We start from the raw sequence: 18,027 nt of genomic DNA, 5'->3' as shown, positions 1-18,027 counted from the left end.
TAGAGATGTATATTAAAAAGAAGGATAATAGATTAGAGAAGTTTGATATTGAAAAATTAGAAAGAAGTATTAAGAATTCAGCGAATGATATAAAGTTTGAATTAAATATTTCAGATTTAAAGCTTTTATCAAATGAAGTAATAAAAAAATTAAAATTAATTCATGAAAAAGATAGTATAACTAATAGTTATGAAGTAATAGGATTAACTATTGAAATATTAAAAGAAAATAGATTTGATTTAATAATACCTAGTTATTTAAATTTAATATAATAGATGAATTACATGAATAATAAAAAAAAGACTAATTAATTAGTCTTTTTATTTTGCTTAAAATTAAGGAGTGGATCATATGGCATTGAGAAAAAAGATAGAATACAATCCATATTTATTAAAGGCTATTCAGCCAGTAGGTGGAATTAGCTTTTCAGATAGAGCAATAATAAAAGGCGATGGATATGAGAGTTGTATAAGAATATATGAATTTAAAACAAGAGTAGAGAATTTTTGGCTTGAAGATTTAACAGATTTATCTAATGTAATAGTAACAGTTGATATTTCAACAGAAAATCAAAATAAAATCTTAGATCAGATAGAAAGGTCTATATCAGAGCAATATACAAGAATAGATGATGCAGCAACTAATATTGATAGGATAAAGGCTTCAGCCGAAGTAGAAAAATTACAAGGGTTAGTAGATGATATAACTCAACATGAAGAAGTTATTAAGTTAGTAACTATTAGATATTATGTATCAGCTTTAACATTAGAAGAGTTAGATATAAAAGTTAAAGAAGTATTAGAAGCTATAAAAAATAAGGGATATAGGGGTGCAGTATTAATTAATGAGCAAGAGTATGAGTGGAAATCATTATTTGAGAGTGCAACCAATCAAAGTTATTTTAGAAATAAAAGAGTTGGAGAGCCAATACCTTCTATTTATTTAGGTGGTGGTTATCCATTTCATTTTACGGAGTTAAGTGATCCAACAGGAATGTATTTAGGGACAACTAGAACTGGTGGAAATGTACTTTTTAATATATTTACAATGAATGACTTTAGAAAATCCTATAATGCTTTAGTAGTTGGACTTATGGGAGCTGGTAAGTCTACGTTATTAAAGAAGTTATTGAAAAATACTTCTATATTAGGGGATATGGTTAGAGTATTTGATATAGCAGGTGAATTTAGGGACTTGGTACTAGAACGAGGAGGTAAAGTTATAGCATTAGATGGAACTGATGGAATTATAAATTTACTTCAAGTGTTTGCAACTATTATTGATGAAGATACTAATGAAGTATTAGAAGAACAAAGTTATATGAATCATTTAAATAAGGTAAGTATGATTTATAGATGCCTTGCTCCAAGTGCTGAACAATCTGAAGTAAGAGAGTTTGAAAGGATATTAAGAGAATTTTATAAATATTATGGAATAGAAATTAGTAGAGCAACAACTTACAAGGCTAATGAATATCCAATAATGGAAGATTTACTGGAATATATAAGAAAAGAACTTTATGAAGATTTTGAAAAGAAAATAGTTAGAAAAACATTATCAGATACTAAGAGAGAAAGACTTGAATATATAGAACTTAATATAGGAAGTATGGTTGATGATTATGGGAAGTTATTTAATGGACACACTACATTAGAGAACTTCTATGATGAACAAATAGTAAGTTTTGAAATTAAAAATTTAGCACAATTTGATAAAAGAATATTCAACGCCCAAACATTTAATATAATGACAATGCTATGGAATAATGCCTTAAAAAAAGGATCAGTAGCAAAGAAATTATATGATAATAGGGAAGTTAGTTTTGAAGATAGTCAAAAATTCTTTGTATTGATAGATGAAGCTCATAAATTTATAAACTCGGATAATTTGATGGCAGTTGATTATGCTATAGCTTTTGAGAGAGAAGCGAGAAAATATTTTGCTGGTCTTATGTTTGCAACGCAAAGTATTAGAGATGTTGTTCCTGAGAATATTAGTAGTGAAGCGTTACATAAGATTAAAACTTTATTTGAATTAACTCAATATAAATTTATAATGCAACAAGATAATAACTCTAAAGAAGCTCTTAAAGAAATATTTGCAGGGCAAATAACAGAAAGTGAAATTGAAAGAATACCAACTTTTAAAAAGGGAGAATGTATTTTAGCTATAAATGGATACAAGAATATTAAATTAAATATAGAAATTACAGATAAAGAAAAGAAATTATTTGCTGGAGGTGCTTAATATGAATAGTAAAAAAATAAAATTATTAATTATAGGAGTAATAGCAATTTTTATAACTATCGGTGTAGGATTTGGAATTAAAAATTATAAAAAAATAAATGAGGAAAAAAAGAATACATCCCAAATGATAGATAAAAATTCAAATAGTTTTAATGAGAAAGATGAAGAAGAGTATAATGAGTATCAGTTAGATGATGCCTTAGAAGGCTTTGATAAAAATAATCAAGTAAATTCAGAGGATATAGTAGTAGAAGAAGGATTTACAACAAGTATAGGATCAGGTAATACGGACGAAGAAATTAGATATAACAATAAGTTGTTAAGTGAAAGTAAATTCTCTCTAAAAGAGAGAATTAAAGCTAAAAATGTAGCAGAGAATTTTGTACAAGCAATTACAAGCTTTGATATAGAAAAGCCAAAGGAAACAGTAGATTTAGCAGTAAAGTATGTAGCAGATGCACTCAAAGAAGAAGTAGAATCATTATATATGTATTTAGGTAAAAATGAAAGTATAAAAAAATGTATTATCGATGAAGTTGAATCTTATGAAGTTGATAATAAGTATGATAATGATTATATTATATTTAATGTAAGGGTAGGTTGGAGTACCATAGATCAGTATGATCAAATATCAAATGATGGTCATGACAGTTATGAGGTTAAATTATTAAAAATAAATGATGATTATAGAGTTGTTGAATATAGTATTGATTAATATAAAGGTGTCCTACGGGGACATCTTTTTTCTTAAAAATAATTTTTAGTAGAAATGAGTGATAGGTTTGTCTAAAGAAAAAAAGTTATTAAAAAGTAGCATAAAAATAATTTTATCATTCAATATATTTACGATAATTACTCTACTATTAATAACAGCAACTATATCTATTATAATAAATCAAAATTCTATAAGCAGTAATGGAAATGGTGGAATGATAACTGATATAGGAGTAGCTGGAGTACCACAAGAATATGTTAATTATTTTAATGAAGCTTCCACTATATTTAATATACCTAATTGGTGTTTAGCAGCAGTAGCAAAACAAGAAAGTAATTTTAATCCTAATACCTCCTATGGAGGTGCATATGGAATAATGCAAATACAAAAAGTAGATCCATCAAGTGGAAAAGATTTGTGGAAATACTTAATTGATATGGGATTAGGAGAGATATATTTAGCAAATGGATATACATTTAATGATAGTGAAGAAATGTGGAATATATTTTTAAATGATCCAAGGGCTCAAATTTTTGCTGGAGCTTATGAGATAAGATATTATGGTAATTATGTTTTGTATAAGCAAAATAAAGTACCTAAGCTTAATTATAATAATAATGAAAATATGGACTTAGTGAAATGGAATAGTGATGAAAATGATAGTGATTTTAGAGAAACACTAAGGAGAATTTTTGCTTGTTATAATGGAGGTCCATCTTATGGTATGAAAGTAGATTTAGATAATGCACAGTTTAATTATCCTAATAAAGTTTTTCAGTATGCAATGGAATTTAGAAATGCTGGATTAAATCAAAGTAGCAATCAGATAATAGAAACAGTAATCGAAGCTGGTATGAAGTGGGTAGGAAAGTCACCTTATGTATGGGGAGGAGGAAGAACAGAAGCAGATGTAATAGCAGGTAGATTTGATTGTTCTTCATTCGTTCATTATTGTTATGCAAGTGCTGGTATTCAACTTGGAGATAGAGCAAGTGTAGTTACATTTTCTTTAGTTAATATGGGACAAAAAGTTGATGCAAGTGAAATGCGAAGGGGAGATTTAATATTTTTTGACACATATACAGTTGATGGGCATATTGGAATTTATCTTGGAGATAATAAATTTCTACATGATGGAACTTCAACAGGAGTAACAGTTTCTGAATTAAGTGGTTATTATAAAGATAAATTTAATGGTAAAGTAAGAAGAATAGTTAATTAAAAGAGTGAGAAAAAAGTAAAGGAATATTAAATAATAATTTGTGGAAATAAATTAAATTTAATAAAAGAAAGTTTGGTGATCTTATGATAAGTAGAGATGAAATGCAAGAAAAAGTTGATATTGTAAAGGGAAAAATAGAAAAAAATAAAACTGTTCCTTATTATTTTTTAGCTTCAATATTTGTATTGGGAGCTTTATTTTTTTTCTCATCAAATTTACTTTTTAATAAAGAATTAAATTTGATTACTACAGAAATAAATCAAGAAATGTATCTTAATAATATTGGTTTTTCAATAAAAGATAGAAAATATAATCCTAATAATGGGTTAGTACAATTTACAATAAAATTAAAAGAAAATAGTTTAAATAGTGATTTAGATTTAGATTTTACTATAAGAGAAAAAAATAATCCAACAGAAATAATACCTTGTGAAGTAGTACAAATAACTTATAGTGATTATATTATAACAACAGAAATAAGTGGAACATGGGAAGCTTTATCTTTAACCATAAAAGAAAAAAGTGAGGTTAGTGATAATAAATATGTTAAATTTTATTCAGATATAAGAGATATAAAAATAGATGATACTCTAAAAAAGAAGAGTAGAAATGAATATACAAAAGAAGTAATTGATAATGAAATTAATGATATAAAATCCAAAATAGAGGAACTAAATTTAGATATATCAGATAAAAAATCAGAGATAGAAGATATAAATAATAAAATAAATTTACTTGAAGAAGATAAAAAATATCAAACAGAAAGTGAAATAGAAGCTACAGAAAATACTATAAGTTCAAATAAAACATCTATAGCAAATTTAGAAAATGGGATAAGAAAAAATGAAAATAGTATAAAAGAACTTGAAGAAAAAATTAATAAACTTGAAGAAAAGAAACAAGATTACAGATAAAAAATAGTATTGAAGTTTTCAATATTTGGTATAGATAAGGTACTGAAATGGTATTGACAAGGTATTGAATTGGAAAAGATTTTGTACCCTGTGAAACGCTAGGCTTTGCCTAGCTCCCAAAAGAATTTGGGGACAGTTTCTCTTTATGCTCTTATAAAATATCTACAGATGTAATTTCCATTGAAGATATTTTATAATTCCTTTTTGGTGTTTGATTAAACTTTTTTAAAGTTTATGGGTGAGCGATAGCTAGGGCAAAGCCCTTTTAATAAAATAAAAAAAGAAAGGAAGTTAAATAATATGGCTAGAATAAAAAAGATGTTTGTAATTTCAAAGAAAAATTTAGAGTATATAGAAGAAGTTAAAGAGAAGAATAATTTAAAATATAATAGTGAAGCATTAGATTTAATTATAAGAGAGCATAGGCAAAATTCAGATATTACAACTGAAGCTATGATTAAATTAATAGCGAAGGAAGTATCAGAACAAATTAAATTAGACTTTAAAGGAATTAAGAAAGCTAGTAATGATACAGATAGAAATACTCAAATACTATTAGAAATGATTAATGGATTTTTTGTAATTTCTGAGTATGGAAGGTTAGCAACAACAGAAGATGTTATTGCTCCAGCATTAACTAGAGCTAGTGAACTTGTTGATAAGAGAAAAGAAGCAAAAATAGTAAAAGGGTTCGATAGAAAATATTAAGGTGAAATATGGTAGGAATAGTTCATAAACGAAAATGGGTTAAGTCGAGTAGTGAAAAATTTTCAAGTTATATAAATTATATTGATAGAGAGGAAGCAGTAAGAAATTATAAACTTGATGAATATTCGCTATTTAATGATTATATGGGAAATCCTAAAAAGTGTGGAAATTTATTTACAAGTGATAGAGATTTTTTGAGTGAAGATGAAAGTAAAAAATTAAAAAGATGTTTTTCTATTGCACAAGAAAATGGAAGTTTTATGTGGCAAGATGTGTTTAGTTTTGATAATGAATGGCTTGAGAAACATGGAATGTATGATAGGAGAACAGGTGCATTAGATGAAAAGAGATTAATGGGAGCAGTACGAAATTCCATGACAGAAATGATAGAAAGAGAAAATTTTGATAGCTTAATTTGGAGTGCGTCAATGCACTTTAATACAGATAATATTCATATTCATATTGCAAGTGTAGAATTAAATCCAACAAGATATACTAAGGAAGATGGATTTATGCAATATAAAAATCTATATAGAATGAAGAGTAAATTTGCTAATACTCTTATTGATAGGAGTAATGAGCAAAAGAAAATTAATGATATTATGAGAAATAATATTATTAATGGTAAGAAAGAAATATCTTTTAATAAAGATATAGAAATGAAAAGATTAGTAACAGAGATAATAAAAAAATTACCTGAAGATAAAAGACAATGGCAGTATGGATATAATTCTCTTAATGAAGTTAAACCATTATTAGATGAATTAACTTCTTACTATATAAAAAATTATAAGAAAGATGATTTTGAAGAATTAATTAAAAGTTTAGATGCTGAGGAAGAATATTTAAAGGAAGTCTATGGGGAAGGAGAAAAGTATTTTTATAAAAATTATAAGAAAAATAAGATAGATGAATTATATTATAGAATGGGAAATGCACTTCTTAGAGAAATAAAAACTGAAGTTATTAAGAAAAATGATAATAAAAGTTTTATAAAAAATTATTCATATACCAATTTAGTATTAACGGCAAAAGATATAAAAAGATTAAAGAAAGTGTTTGATAAAGACTTTGAAAAAATAAAAAATGAAATAGCTTATGAGAGATTACAAAGAGAAATTGAATATTCTCATTCTATGTAAACTTGAAGGGAGGTGAGGCATTATGTTTAATAATTTAGGAATAATAATAGAAGCATTAAGTGATACTGAATTAAAAGTATATAATAGTGTTGAAAAAAAAGATGTTATAGTTAAAGCTTCAAAAGATTATGTATCATCAATAAAGGCAGAGTTAAATGATGAAGATGGAGAAACAATGATCGTTGAGTATGATTTAGAAACTAAAGTTGTAAATGAAAGTATTGTAGATTAGCACCAGGTAAAATACCTGGTGTTTTATTATTAAATTTTTTAGGAAAGGAGAAAGAGAAATGAAAAAAACATATAATAAAAAATCAAAAGAAGATAAAGAAAAAGAAGTTAATGAGCTTTTGAAAAAAGCTAATGAAGGAATAGAAAATTACTTCACAACTCCAGAGCATTTCAAAGAACTTGCTAGTTATATGAGTAAATTTTATAACTATTCATTTAGAAATATTTTTCTGATTCAAGAGCAATTTGAAGGAGCTTTAGCTGTTGGTTCATATGCTTTTTGGAAAGAGAAAGGATTTACAGTTAATAAAGGGGAAAAGGGAATAAAAATATTGGTTCCTAATAAACTTAGTGATTATTTTATTAATGAAAAAGGCGAAGAAGTTAAATTAAGTAAAGCAACACTTGAAGAAAAAAGCTTAATAGAGCAAGGAGAAATTGAAGTAAGAAAGGGTAAGTTAATATTTAACCAAGGATATGTTTTTGAAGTTACTCAAACTAATGCGAAAGCGAAAGATTTACCTAAGATTTTTCCTGGAAGATGGCTTGATGGAGAAGTTAATAATTATAATTTGATGTATAAAGCTATGGAAAATATAGCGAATAAAATAGGAGTTAAAATTATAGAGCCTAAAAAAGAATTAGGAGCAGTAAAAGGGGTTAGTTATCCAGTAACAAAAGAAGTGGCTTTAAATCCTAGAAATACTCAATTGCAAAATGTTAAAACATTAATTCATGAATTAACCCATGCAAAGCTGCACACTATGGAAACAAGAGATAATTACACTACAAATGCAAAAGAATTTCAAGCAGAAATGGCCGCATACGTAGTATGCAGCTATTTCGGATTAGATACATCAGAGTATTCATTTAGATATATAAAGAATTGGACTAAGGGTGTTGAGCTGAAGGACAAAGAGAAGTTGATAAATGAAGTTAGAGAAACAGTAAAAGAGTATATTGAAATTATAGAGGAAACATTAATTAATAATAAGGATAAATCTTTATTATTAGAAAATGAAAATATAGTAGAGAAAGAAATAAAAGATGAAAAATTAAGAAATTTTCTAGGAAAAGATAGAGTTGTTATAAATGAAATTACTAGAGATGAATTAGAAAAAATAATAAATGAAAGTAATTCAAATGTTTTTCTGAAAAGAGATGAAGAATTAAGTATAAAAAATGAAGTAGTAGCAATGAAAGTTAAAGGGAAATATAGAGATGTTTATATTGGTACAGATTATAAATTAGATAATTTAATATATGTTGATGATAATAAAAATTTATATAGGATAAAAGAAAATATAGAGTATGATAAAAGCTTGTATGGAATAAAGGAGCAAGAAATTATGAAAGATTTAGAAGAAAAAAGCATTGAAAGTGATGATTGGAAGTTATCAGATAGAGATCTAGATAGTGTTAGTTTTAATGTAATGAAAAATACTATAGAAGAGTTAATGAAAGAAAATTATGGGGATTTTGTAAGAGCAATTATATCTATTGAATCAGGAATTGAGGATTTAGATATATTGGATAATATACATGAAAAATATATGGATAGTGATTTTAAACTTATAAATGATAAGTTTGAAGATTTAAAAAATGAAATAGAAAGAGAGAAATTAGATGTGAGAGATGAAAAAAAAGAAAAAGAGATTTGGAGAAAAATAAGAGAGCATGAAGAATGGATAAAAAGTAATGGTCTTAGAGGGCAACAATTAAACTTAGAAAATGAAAATCTAAGTGGTATGAGATTAATTAATTTAGATTTAAGGGATGCAAATTTTAAAGGTGCAGATATGACACAATGTGTAATATTTGCTGATTTAAGGGGAGCTGATTTAACTGGAGTTAAAATAAATAATAGCGAGTGGATTGGTTCTAATATAAATAATGTAACAATTGAAGCAAATAAATTAAATCTAATAGAGTATCAGATGGAGCAAGAGAAAGATGTACATTTAGCAAGTATGGACAAGCTAAAAACAAAAACAAAAGAAAAAGAAATAAAGATGTGAAAATATTCAGATTAAATTTAAAATATACCAGGATAAATTTATTTATTTCTGGTATATCTTTATCTAAATATATTGAAAATACGAAAGTTTATGGAGAAGTAGAATGAAGTATTTAAAAGATATTTTTAATTTAAAAAATAATAAAAAATATAAAATTACAATAATAATTTTAGTAGTAATTATACTTATATTACAAACAAGTTTATCCATTAATAATAAAAAGATACAAGTATTAAATGCAAGAATAAATAAACTGCAAATGGAGAATAAAAAAGACAATGAAAAGTCAGAAATAGCATCAAATATAGATGAAGTTATTGGTACAGAAAAAGAGCAAGAGGATAATTTAAATATAGATGAAGAATTTGAAAATAAAAAAGAAAATATATTAGAAAGATATATTGAAGTTGGAGAAAAAAATAATAAAAAGTATTCATCAGAAATAATAGCTGGAAAAGAGGTATTAGTGTTTGAAACAATGAATTTAGAAATGACTGATGGACAAATTGAAAAATCGCTTAAAAAGATAAATAGTGATGAATTTGGATTTAATATAGTTAAAGATAAATTAGGAAATAAGCCATACTATAAAATATATTTAATAGAAACTAATATAGGCTCATAAGAGCCTATATAAATAATAGGGAAATAGGAGGGTGAAATTTTTGGTAATAACTGGAAAGAGTTTTAATAAAAGTGATGTTTTTAATTTTACTTATGAAGTAAAAAATTTAATTGAATTATTAAATGGAATAGTGATCCAAAGTCAAGATAAAGAGAAATTGAATAAGATTATTTTTCAAAAGGAAAAAATTGAAAAGATGATAGTATTTTTTGAACCTAATATTTATGAAGAATATTCTGAGAAAGTAAAAATATTATACTTACAAATGAAGAAGGCTAAGGAAGAATATAACAGGGTTGTTAAAGAAAATTGTTTTAAAGAAGTTATTGAAGAATATAAAAATAAATACGATAAAGCAGTAGATGATTATAAAAATGGCAAATTAATACGAGATAAAATAAAAGAAGAGTTAAATAAAATATAATTTTTGTAGCAAAATAAGAAGTGATAAATCACATATAATAAGAAAATAAATGAATAGTTAAAAAGCAGTAAATTTAAAATTTACTGCTTTTTTTCTCCAAATTATATTGTATTAATTTATAAAATATAATATAATTTAGAAAAAAGAAGAATTTCTTCTTCATATTTTAATTCCGAACGATAAATTAAAATGTCGCCAAACATTTTAATTTATATAACTGAAACTGGTAAAGCAACTACCAAGAGACAGAGTGTTGGAACTTTAAATTCATTTTATGCTTATATTCTAGCATAAGGTGAAAATTTGTGCAATATAAAAAAGTTGACAAATTTCAAAAAAAATAGTTCAAAAATGAACAATTTTTTTGAATTAGATTTTTATTGTATATAATTTAAGTTTTGATATATAACTCTTAGGTATTTTACCTAAGAGTTTTTTTATTGTTTTTATTAGCTAAAAATATTACAGAGCAATTTAAATTGATAAATTGTGGGGAGGGGGGAATTATACCCAAAATCACAAATTATCGGACGAAAGGAGGGAAAGGCTTTGAAGATAAAAGGTAATTTTATAGAGCAAATGTTTATATATAATTTTATAAATAAAAATGGCGAAGTTCAAAAATATTTTGGTATTAACGAAGTAGTTTCAGGAGAATTTTCTCAAAATAGAGCAGAAAAAAAATATGAAACACATATAGAAAAAGCATTAGAATATCCTATAAAAAATAGATGGAATAAAGAACTTAGTCATATGAGCCTTCAAAGTTTTTGCACCTTCTTAAATAAACAAAATAGAAATTTAAGAACTGAAGAATTAGATGATAGATATTATCCATTTACACTTGAGTTTGAATCATCAAAAAATAAGGAACAGGTTGATGTATTATTTGAAGTAGCTGAATACCTTCAATATTTAATGAAGGAATTAAGTGTAAATGAAGAAGATTTTACTATTATAATAAATAATTCAAAGTCAGTTTATATAATGGTTAACCCAAGAGTATTTGGACTTAAACCAAGTAAATATGTACATAAAATATATACAGAAATGTATAAAAAAATAAAAGAAGAACTAGGCTTAAAATTTGTAGATGAAAGCGTAGTTAATTCAAGCTACAGATTAATAAAAACTCCAGGATCTTATTATAAAGGTGGATATGTTAATTATGTTTCAGTAGATGAATTTATGCACTTAATGACAGGTCATTTAACAAGAGCAAAATTAACTAAGAAACAAAGGGACATAAGAAACTTAATGTTACCTGGTATTCAATCAATTGCAATGACAAGACTTTATGAAAAGGCAAAAAAGAAAGTTGAAAAATCTATAAAAGAATATAAAAATAAAGGGAATAAAATTTTAAATTTACCAGGTAACAAAGAAATTACAAGAGAATGTGTAAAAACATTAATAAATATGCCGATAATGGATAAAGGGAATAGAAATAATTTCTTAGTAAGTATTGCATTAGGTCTAAGTGAAGCTAATTATAGTGAAGATGAAATTAAAGAAGTTCTAAGAAGAAAAGCTATAGAATGGAAACATGATGAAAATTTAAGAGCAGTTGAAAATAAGTATAAATCATTAAAAAGAAATGGGACAAATTTTTCTTGTGATAAAGCAAAAATGATTTTTGAAGAAGAAGGATTAAGCCTTTGTTGTAATGTCTGTAAAAAGGCAATAAATAGTATCTATATTTCAAGAAATATAGTTGAAGCTATTTATAACAACAAGGGGGCAGTACGCCATTTTAAGGCTTATTTAGAACTAGAGAAACAAAATCTTTTTGGAAGATATTTTAATATAGATGAAGTTGGAATAAAATTAGCAACTTTAAAAGAACTAGTAAAGAAAGTTAATGGAACATTAGAAAAGAAAGAGGGATTATTTAAATTAACTATAAATAGAGGAAATGCAATATATAGATTACCACTTAATTATATAGAAAATGCAGTTGATGTATTAGATCAAAAAATAGGCAAAGTATTAATGCTAATAGTCAAAGCATATTCAAGCAACTCATATGGAGTATTTATAAGTTTAGGATTAGAAAAAATTGCTCAATATCTATCTTTTAAGAATTATAGAAGTGTATATAAGTTTTTTAAGGAATTAGAGAACATAGGTTTTTTAACTAAAAATAAAAATGGAATAACATTATATTATAAGAGTAGAAAAGTAGTAAATTTAGAAGAAGAAAGAGAAAATAGAAAAGAAAAAGTAGAAACTAGAAAAGAAATAAAAGTAGTAAATGGACTACAATTAAAATTTGAATTTGAAAAAATAGAAGCTGGTACAAATCTACAAGAAAGAAACGGAGAAATTTATATTTTTAATAGAATTGAAAATGATAAAGATCAAAATAAAGGATCACCACCTTGAAAGTAGAAACACAATTAATGTTCGTGTTTTATGGATATAATTTTTATGGCCATAAAACTTTTAATTAAATATTCCAGGATAAAATTAATAAAAATACGAATAAAAATATAATTTATAGTAATAATGTACAAGCTATCTATAAGGCTATTTAAGGAATTTAATATTTAAAGGTATTATAATACTAAAGCCATATAAATAAGGGTTTAAACAAATGAAATAATGATATAATTAAAGGGTATAAAAGTTCAACAAAAGCAATTTCCAAAATAAGTAATATTTTCGGATTGATGAAAAATTTTAACAATAAAGTTCACCCTAATCTATTGAATTTACTAGATTTAAGCAATATTAAACTTTTTTTCATTTAAATATAATATTTTTATATAGTTCCCCGTAGGGGACTATCCATATTGCTATTAAATATTACTCATTATACTAAAATTATATACTAGCAAATTTTGTATTAATATGTGAGTTTTATTTACGAGGATATTATATAAGATATATAATTTATTATAAAAAGGGGTAGTGTTTGTGAAAAAGAAATTTAAAGAATTATTGGAAAGAGAAGAAAAAGAGAAAGCCGATAGATAAATCTTTTTATTATTCAGGAAAAGAAGGTTAAGGCTGAAGAGTAGCTTAATTTATTTTTGAAAAATAGATAAAAGTGATCTTAAACAATATTATGCAGAAAAAGATGATGAATCATTATTTAGTAAAATAATAAGAAGAGAATTAATATAGTATATTTTTATTAAAGTAAATTAAATATCTTAACTTGTAATTATATAAAAAGAACTCGATTTAATTATCAAGTTCTTTTTTTGCTTCTTTGTATTGTTTTTCAGTATAAGGAATATTATTTCCCTTCAAAACTTCTACATATCTATCTAGGTTTATTATTTTTTCACCTTGTCTTGTTTTGAAGGGGTTATTTATATCGTGAGGTTTCCATTTATACATATTTATCTCCTTAAAATGAATTTAAATAACTTTATAATCGATTGATTTACTACACCTACAACCTAATGAATGAAAGCCAGAACAACCTAAAAATTTTTCTCCAGTTTTTTTATTGGATTTTTTAATCATTTCGCTTCCACATTCAGGACAGTAAATAGAAGATGTAGTTAATAGATTAATAAGCTCACTTTCGATAAAATCATAATTGCAATTATCGGGTTTTAATCTCAATAATTTTATTCCATTTCTTTCGAGCAATGAAGTTTTAAAAGCATCTCTTATTTTTTGACTATCACTTAATTCATGATGTGATCCATCTATTTCAATTGCTACTAAAGGAACAAAAGATTTTTCAGATAGTAATAATACATCTATATGATAAGAAGAAAGTTGTTTTAAGTTTTGGTTTTTAAAATCATTAGTAGGTTTAAAAAGTTCTCTTAATGAAACATGAGGTAATATTTCAACTTTGGCAGATTTATTTTTTATGAAATCATTAATATAAAAATATACTTCTTTTTCTAAAGAACTATCCCAAAATTTTTTTTCTTTATAATAATATGTACTTTTCTTTATACTTTCAATTTTTTCTTCAGTAGATTTATAATTTTGTTTTACATTTGAATTATTATTTTGTTCAATATTAATCTTGTAAGTTTTTTGATTTAAGTTTGATGAAGATTTTTTTAAAGAGTTATTTTTATATAGCAAATAAGCTATTATAATACAAACAATTAGAAATTCCATATGTACCCTCCAAATATCAATATTATTAATATTAATATTTATCAGAAATTTTTTCAAGTTTCAGAATCAAAACCATTAGATAAAAAATAAAAATGTAAGTTATGGAAATTTTTTGAGTTTTATATTAAAATAAAAGAGAGCATTAAGAATAATTAATCTATTATGAAGCAGTATAAAAAAATGAACTTAATTAAAATTATCTAATTAAGTTCATTTTTTTATATTAGTATATATCATTAAACTTTAACTAAACTGAAAGATTCAGAATATAAACTAGGTATAGTTGTATAATATGTGTATTTATATTCATTATATTGATATACGTCTACTTTATGCCTTTCAATTTTCATTTTTTTATTAATTTTTACAATATAATAATTGTTATCGGCTGGAAACTTAACATAAGTTCCTCCAACAGAAGAAGTTTTAGAGGCTTGTCCTATACTAACAGAAAAACTAGCAATTCCCCAACTTACACCAACGCTAAAACTTTGGTTACTACCTTTTGCAGTATTAATATATAATCCCCCTCCATTTGGGAAATTATATCCACCAGGATTCTGACCACTTGGAGTTACAGTAACGGTCTTATATTCAGTATTAACAACTGTTACCTTTTCATTCTCTCCATAACGAGGATTTAACTTTTTTTGTTCATTTGCGTATTCTTCTGACACAACTTTTTCTTTTGGTAGTTGTGATGCGAAAACAGGTTGAACTTGTGTTGAAATAATTGAAGAAATAAGTAAAATTGAAGTAGTTGATTGAATAAAAAGTTTTTTCATATTAATTCCCCCTAATTTATATATTATATTTTAAAATAAAAAATAGGCTTATAAATTTTATTCAAATTTTTCAAAAACTAAATCATTTGATGTAATTTGACCATATGCTCCACTATTCTTAGGAATAGCAGCAACAAATCTCCAACCTTCTTTACTGTATTTATCTATAAGTTCCCTATGATTATCAGTTTTAAACACTCCCCCAACAGTTGATTCAACATAAATATATTTATACAAGATTAATCACCTCTTTAATTTGAATAAACTAGTTAGTTAAATTCCACTACTATAATAAATATCTTCATAATAATTTTAACATAAATAGTAAAATGTTGCAATAAAAAGAAGAAAAGTTTATAGATGGGATACAGTGATAATTTGGGGTACTAGATTTTTTTAATAGTATTTCTTTTTTATGAATTAAAATACTTGACAAAAAATAGAAAATAGCTTATTCTTAAAACAAGCTATTATTCAAGCTATTATTTAAGTTATTTTAATTTTAAAAAGGAGGGTTTAATTATGAGTTTGAATTTATGGAAAAAAAAGAAAGATGAAGTGGTTTGTGCATTTAGAGTTTCTGGAGTAGTTCCAAAGGGAAAAGCTCCGAAAAATTTAAATAATAGACTTACACCAGCAGAGGTAGTAATGGCACATGATAAAATTTGTGATGAGTGTGGAATGGTTGCTTGGGGCACCAATACTACATTCAATGAAGCTAGATGGGGAGAGATAAAGGAAATATTATTTTTCGCAAATAGTATGGGGAATAAATTTGCTTGTTTAGCTGATGTAGAATATATTATTTCAAGTGAAGAACCTAAAATATTTCCAATTGATGTTTATGGTGATGTAGAAGCAAGGGAATGGAAAGGGGTACCATATAAGACCTTTTTAATTCTAAAAAACTTTAGGGAGTTAGATACAGAAAAAGAATTAAATGAGTTCGTTATGATTAGCGATGAGAATATACTATTTGGAGAGCAATGGCTTAAACCAAGATTTAGAATAGCTTACTTAAAACACTAAGTCTTGTGATATTAATAGATTTTACTTTATGGCTTTTTAAGTTACTTTATATTATCAACATAGTATAATATATATAAGCCATTATATTTTGTAAGGAGTTGATTTAGGGTGACTAGATTAGAAATATTAAGTCCAAAGGTAGATTTTGTCTTTAAAAGAATATTTGGAAATGAAAATAACCCAAGAATACTAATATCATTTTTAAATGCAGTAATAAAACCTAAAGATCCAATACAAGCAGTGCAAATTATGAATAATGATATAGATAAAGAATCTATTGAAGATAAATTCAGTAGATTAGATATTAAGGCAAAAACTAATAAAAATGAATTAATTAATATTGAAATTCAAATTAAAGATGAACATAATATGGTGAAGAGAAGTATATATTATTGGAGTAAAATGTTTGAAAGTCAACTTACAGAAGGAAAAAAGTATGATACATTAGCAAAAACAATTTGTATAAACATATTAAATTTTAAGTGCTTAAAGACAAAAGAAGCACATTCAATATATAGATTAAAAGAAATTAATACAAATGAAGAGTTAACAGATCTTCAGGAAATACACTTTATAGAACTACCTAAACTGCCAAAGAATGAAGAAATAAAAGATGTATTTGATGCCTGGATGGAATTTATAGAAAATCCTATAAGTAATAAACTTGAAAAAGCTGAAATGACTATACAAGAAATTAAAGAAGCAAAAAATGAATTATTAAGATTAAGTGCAAATGATAAAGAAAGAATGAAGTATGAAGATAGAAGAGCGGCTTTATTAGATAAAGTAAGCGCCCTTGAAAATGCGGAGGAAAAGGGGATAAAAATTGGAAAAGAAATTGGAAAAGAAATTGGTAAAAAGGAAGGTGAACAAAATAAAGCTATAGAAGTAGCTAAAAATTCTTTGAAAGCTGGACTTGATATAGATACTATTAGTAGTATTACAGGATTAGAAAGAAGTGAGATAGAAAAATTATTATAGATAAAATGGTATTAGTTGATACTCTTCAATTAATGCCGTTTTATTTTTTATTTTTAGTTTCAAAACTTAACACTTTTGGACTAAGGGTGTTTTTTGCTTGACATAGATTTTTAATAAACGATAAAATAATACTTAATAAAAGGTCAAAAGTCATGGTCAAAAGTAATAGCATAAATTTATCATTTTTGGACTACTTTTGACCTTAATGGAGGAGAAAATATGAATTATGGATATGCAAGAGTTAGTACAACAAAACAAGGCTATGGAAATTCTTTAGAAGAACAATTATTACAATTATTTGAAGCTGGTTGTGATGAAGTTATAGAAGAAAAATTTTCAGCAAAGACAAATGATAGACCACAACTGAAAATATTATTAGAAAAATTAAAAGAAGGAGATACCTTTACAGTTACTAAATTGGATAGGTTCGCCAGAAGCTTAATAGATGGAACGAAATTAGTACAAGAGTTACTAGATAGAGGTATAAAAATAAATATACTTAACATAGGGGTAATGGATAATACGCCTTCAAGCAAATTAATAAGAAATATATTTTTATCTTTTGCTGAATTTGAAAGAGATATGATTTTAGAGAGAACACGAGAAGGAAAAGAAATAGCCAGGACCAAAGAGGGGTATAAAGAGGGTAGACCTAAAAAGTTTACTAAAGAGCAAATAGGCTTAGCTTTGTCTATGTTATCTGTAAATGGTGGAGATAAAAGTTATAAGGATGTTGAGAGATTAATAGGTATTAGTGTAAGCACATTAAAGAGAGAAAATAATAAGCGTAAATTAGAAAAGATAAATAATTAGTAAAAATAAGGGGCTGTATCAAAATAAATTTTGATACTAGCCGATAAGAAAAGGAGGATTCGAATTTGAATCCTCCTT

At 25.4% G+C, this 18,027-nt stretch carries 19 protein-coding genes; 15 read left to right on the top strand and 4 right to left on the bottom strand.

Annotated features, from left to right (window positions below):
• The first annotated feature begins 5 nt into the window (after positions 1–5).
• From HCG70_RS11010 to HCG70_RS10955, 12 genes are all read left to right on the top strand, one after another.
• Entirely contained in the window at positions 6–272 is a 267-nt protein-coding gene (locus HCG70_RS11010) for an ATP cone domain-containing protein (protein ID WP_221697736.1), read from the top strand.
• Between the two features lie 79 nt (positions 273–351).
• Positions 352–2,247 carry a VirB4 family type IV secretion system protein gene (locus HCG70_RS11005; protein ID WP_221697735.1) on the top strand — a complete coding sequence of 632 codons (1,896 nt, stop codon included), beginning with the start codon at positions 352–354 and terminating at the stop codon, positions 2,245–2,247.
• Between the two features lies 1 nt (position 2,248).
• Entirely contained in the window at positions 2,249–2,962 is a 714-nt protein-coding gene (locus tag HCG70_RS11000) for a hypothetical protein (protein WP_221697734.1), read from the top strand.
• A 67-nt stretch (positions 2,963–3,029) separates the two neighbouring features.
• The gene (locus HCG70_RS10995) at positions 3,030–4,184 is read left to right on the top strand and encodes a bifunctional lysozyme/C40 family peptidase (RefSeq protein ID WP_260457811.1); all 1,155 of its coding nucleotides are present in this window, start codon (positions 3,030–3,032) and stop codon (positions 4,182–4,184) included.
• 83 nt (positions 4,185–4,267) lie between these two features.
• The gene (locus HCG70_RS10990; protein ID WP_221697733.1) at positions 4,268–5,098 is read left to right on the top strand and encodes a hypothetical protein; all 831 of its coding nucleotides are present in this window, start codon (positions 4,268–4,270) and stop codon (positions 5,096–5,098) included.
• 300 nt (positions 5,099–5,398) lie between these two features.
• Entirely contained in the window at positions 5,399–5,806 is a 408-nt protein-coding gene (locus HCG70_RS10985) for a hypothetical protein (protein WP_221697732.1), read from the top strand.
• Positions 5,807–5,814: 8 nt separating this feature from the next.
• Complete coding sequence (gene mobP2 / locus HCG70_RS10980; RefSeq protein ID WP_221697731.1) at positions 5,815–6,948, top strand: MobP2 family relaxase; 1,134 nt, start codon at positions 5,815–5,817, stop codon at positions 6,946–6,948.
• Between the two features lie 22 nt (positions 6,949–6,970).
• Positions 6,971–7,180, top strand: a complete 210-nt coding sequence (locus HCG70_RS10975) for a hypothetical protein (RefSeq protein ID WP_221697730.1) — start codon at positions 6,971–6,973, stop codon at positions 7,178–7,180.
• A 58-nt stretch (positions 7,181–7,238) separates the two neighbouring features.
• Entirely contained in the window at positions 7,239–9,197 is a 1,959-nt protein-coding gene (locus tag HCG70_RS10970) for an ImmA/IrrE family metallo-endopeptidase (protein WP_221697729.1), read from the top strand.
• Between the two features lie 103 nt (positions 9,198–9,300).
• The gene (locus HCG70_RS10965; RefSeq protein ID WP_221697728.1) at positions 9,301–9,822 is read left to right on the top strand and encodes a hypothetical protein; all 522 of its coding nucleotides are present in this window, start codon (positions 9,301–9,303) and stop codon (positions 9,820–9,822) included.
• 40 nt (positions 9,823–9,862) lie between these two features.
• Complete coding sequence (locus tag HCG70_RS10960) at positions 9,863–10,246, top strand: hypothetical protein (RefSeq protein WP_221697727.1); 384 nt, start codon at positions 9,863–9,865, stop codon at positions 10,244–10,246.
• Between the two features lie 549 nt (positions 10,247–10,795).
• Positions 10,796–12,631: a hypothetical protein gene (locus tag HCG70_RS10955; protein ID WP_221697726.1), complete on the top strand. Its 1,836-nt coding sequence runs from the start codon at positions 10,796–10,798 to the stop codon at positions 12,629–12,631.
• An 804-nt stretch (positions 12,632–13,435) separates the two neighbouring features.
• Here the strand turns inward: HCG70_RS10955 and HCG70_RS10950 are convergent.
• The 4 genes from HCG70_RS10950 to HCG70_RS10935 all read right to left on the bottom strand — a co-directional run bounded on the left by HCG70_RS10950 (position 13,436) and on the right by HCG70_RS10935 (position 15,363).
• Complete coding sequence (locus HCG70_RS10950; protein ID WP_221697725.1) at positions 13,436–13,594, bottom strand: hypothetical protein; 159 nt, start codon at positions 13,592–13,594, stop codon at positions 13,436–13,438.
• Between the two features lie 21 nt (positions 13,595–13,615).
• Positions 13,616–14,341, bottom strand: a complete 726-nt coding sequence (locus tag HCG70_RS10945; protein WP_221697724.1) for a DUF2726 domain-containing protein — start codon at positions 14,339–14,341, stop codon at positions 13,616–13,618.
• Positions 14,342–14,577: 236 nt separating this feature from the next.
• The gene (locus tag HCG70_RS10940; protein WP_221697723.1) at positions 14,578–15,126 is read right to left on the bottom strand and encodes a hypothetical protein; all 549 of its coding nucleotides are present in this window, start codon (positions 15,124–15,126) and stop codon (positions 14,578–14,580) included.
• 57 nt (positions 15,127–15,183) lie between these two features.
• Complete coding sequence (locus HCG70_RS10935) at positions 15,184–15,363, bottom strand: DUF4177 domain-containing protein (protein ID WP_221697722.1); 180 nt, start codon at positions 15,361–15,363, stop codon at positions 15,184–15,186.
• A 285-nt stretch (positions 15,364–15,648) separates the two neighbouring features.
• Here HCG70_RS10935 and HCG70_RS10930 point away from each other — a divergent pair, with 285 nt between their 5' ends.
• The 3 genes from HCG70_RS10930 (at position 15,649) to HCG70_RS10920 (ending at position 17,949) form a co-directional block, all read left to right on the top strand.
• Positions 15,649–16,155 carry a hypothetical protein gene (locus HCG70_RS10930; protein ID WP_221697721.1) on the top strand — a complete coding sequence of 169 codons (507 nt, stop codon included), beginning with the start codon at positions 15,649–15,651 and terminating at the stop codon, positions 16,153–16,155.
• Between the two features lie 108 nt (positions 16,156–16,263).
• Positions 16,264–17,136, top strand: coding sequence for an Rpn family recombination-promoting nuclease/putative transposase (locus HCG70_RS10925; protein WP_221697720.1), 873 nt, complete (start codon positions 16,264–16,266; stop codon positions 17,134–17,136).
• Positions 17,137–17,355: 219 nt separating this feature from the next.
• Positions 17,356–17,949: a recombinase family protein gene (locus HCG70_RS10920; RefSeq protein WP_221697719.1), complete on the top strand. Its 594-nt coding sequence runs from the start codon at positions 17,356–17,358 to the stop codon at positions 17,947–17,949.
• Positions 17,950–18,027 lie beyond the last annotated feature (78 nt).

Origin of the sequence: Clostridium sp. K04, from assembly GCF_019734375.1 — a bacterium.
Lineage (GTDB): Bacteria > Bacillota > Clostridia > Clostridiales > Clostridiaceae > Clostridium > Clostridium saudiense.
The sequence above is the reverse complement of the archived record's forward strand: the minus strand, read 5'-3'. Positions and strand labels throughout refer to the sequence as shown.

Coding starts and splice junctions, on each gene's coding strand:
- HCG70_RS11010 (WP_221697736.1), top strand. CDS start 6: ATGTATATTAAAAAGAAGGATAATAGATTAGAGAAGTTTGATATTGAA.
- HCG70_RS11005 (WP_221697735.1), top strand. CDS start 352: ATGGCATTGAGAAAAAAGATAGAATACAATCCATATTTATTAAAGGCT.
- HCG70_RS11000 (WP_221697734.1), top strand. CDS start 2,249: ATGAATAGTAAAAAAATAAAATTATTAATTATAGGAGTAATAGCAATT.
- HCG70_RS10990 (WP_221697733.1), top strand. CDS start 4,268: ATGATAAGTAGAGATGAAATGCAAGAAAAAGTTGATATTGTAAAGGGA.
- HCG70_RS10985 (WP_221697732.1), top strand. CDS start 5,399: ATGGCTAGAATAAAAAAGATGTTTGTAATTTCAAAGAAAAATTTAGAG.
- mobP2 (WP_221697731.1), top strand. CDS start 5,815: ATGGTAGGAATAGTTCATAAACGAAAATGGGTTAAGTCGAGTAGTGAA.
- HCG70_RS10975 (WP_221697730.1), top strand. CDS start 6,971: ATGTTTAATAATTTAGGAATAATAATAGAAGCATTAAGTGATACTGAA.
- HCG70_RS10970 (WP_221697729.1), top strand. CDS start 7,239: ATGAAAAAAACATATAATAAAAAATCAAAAGAAGATAAAGAAAAAGAA.
- HCG70_RS10965 (WP_221697728.1), top strand. CDS start 9,301: ATGAAGTATTTAAAAGATATTTTTAATTTAAAAAATAATAAAAAATAT.
- HCG70_RS10950 (WP_221697725.1), bottom strand. CDS start 13,594: ATGTATAAATGGAAACCTCACGATATAAATAACCCCTTCAAAACAAGA.
- HCG70_RS10945 (WP_221697724.1), bottom strand. CDS start 14,341: ATGGAATTTCTAATTGTTTGTATTATAATAGCTTATTTGCTATATAAA.
- HCG70_RS10940 (WP_221697723.1), bottom strand. CDS start 15,126: ATGAAAAAACTTTTTATTCAATCAACTACTTCAATTTTACTTATTTCT.
- HCG70_RS10930 (WP_221697721.1), top strand. CDS start 15,649: ATGAGTTTGAATTTATGGAAAAAAAAGAAAGATGAAGTGGTTTGTGCA.
- HCG70_RS10920 (WP_221697719.1), top strand. CDS start 17,356: ATGAATTATGGATATGCAAGAGTTAGTACAACAAAACAAGGCTATGGA.